This is a genomic window from Lutibacter agarilyticus, assembly GCF_900188235.1.
GTDB lineage: Bacteria > Bacteroidota > Bacteroidia > Flavobacteriales > Flavobacteriaceae > Lutibacter > Lutibacter agarilyticus.
Genome location: NZ_FZNT01000021.1, coordinates 1 through 1,357, shown reverse-complemented (window position 1 = coordinate 1,357; position 1,357 = coordinate 1). Strand labels below are relative to the sequence as shown.

The window sequence follows — 1,357 nt, the reverse complement described above, 5'->3', positions numbered from 1 at the left end:
ATTCATAAAACAAAAGAAGAAGTAGATGAATTGTTTCAAGAACATTTAGGAACCACACCAAGTGGTGGAAATCCTGAATATTTAACCAATGAAGCAAGAAAACATTTAAGAGGTAAGTTTTTAGAAGCCGATGTAGCTATTACCGGCGTTAATTTTGCGATTGCAGAAACAGGAGGGATAGTTGTTTGTACCAATGAAGGGAATGCCGATATGGGATCGCATTTAGCACCCATACATATTGCGTGTATGGGAATTGAAAAAATTATTCCGAAGGAAGAACATTTAGGTGTTTTTTTACGTTTGTTAGCACGAAGTGCCACAGGACAACCAATAACAACCTACTCGTCGCATTTCAACAAACCTGCTGAAGGTCATGAAATGCACATTGTGATTGTTGATAACGGAAGAACAGAACAATTAAGCAGAGAAGATTTTAGATCATCGTTACACTGTATTCGTTGTGGAGCTTGTATGAATACCTGCCCGATTTACAGACGAAGTGGAGGTCATAGTTATGATGCAACAATACCAGGACCCATTGGTTCTATTTTATCACCAGGAAAAGATTTAACAAAACACAGTTCGTTGCCTTTTGCATCTACATTATGTGGTTCGTGTTCTAATGTTTGTCCGGTTAAAATCAACATTCATGAACAGTTGTATAAATGGCGTCAAATAATTGTAAAAGACGAGCCACAGCCACTAATTAAAAAAACAATTTTAAAAATAGCAGGAGTGGTATTGTCCAATCCAACACTCTATAGCATAGCCGGTAAATCAGCACGATTTATGTTAAAACATGCGCCACGATTTATGGTGTATTCAAAATTAAATACTTGGGGAAATGCTAGAGATCTTCCTGAAGTAAAGAATGAGAATTTTGATGAGTGGTATAAACTAAAAAGAAAAAACAATGGGTAAAGCTGAAATATTAAAATCGATCAAAGAAAATAAACCAGATTTGTTACCATTGCCTGAAATAGATGTAACTAATTTTATTGAAAATATAAATCTATTAGCAGCTTTTAAAGAGAAAGTAGTGGGAGTTGGAGGTTCTGTAATAGACTTATCTTCAAAAAGTGAAATAGACGGATCTTTAAGATTGAAATACCCAAATGCAGCTAAAATAATAGACTGTTCGCAAGAAACTTCTTTAGGAAGTGTTTTAATTTCAGAAATTAAAGAACCACACAAGTTAGAAGATGTAGATCTAGCAATTATAAAAGGAGAATTTGGAGTAGCAGAAAACGGAGCCGTATGGATTTCAGAAACTCAATTTCCAATAAGAGTATTACCTTTTATAGCCAATGATTTAGTAATTGTTTTAGACAAAACAGCTATTTGCCAACATTTACAC

At 34.5% G+C, this 1,357-nt stretch carries 2 protein-coding genes; both read left to right on the top strand.

Going from position 1 to position 1,357, the window contains the following annotated elements:
• Nucleotides 1-921, top strand: a 921-nt coding sequence (locus CHB67_RS16990; RefSeq protein ID WP_089383002.1) for an LUD domain-containing protein, incomplete at its 5' end; no start/stop codon positions are given.
• Nucleotides 914-1,357: hypothetical protein (locus tag CHB67_RS16985; protein WP_089383001.1), on the top strand; the 444-nt coding region annotated here is incomplete at its 3' end. The genes CHB67_RS16990 and CHB67_RS16985, both read left to right, overlap by 8 nt.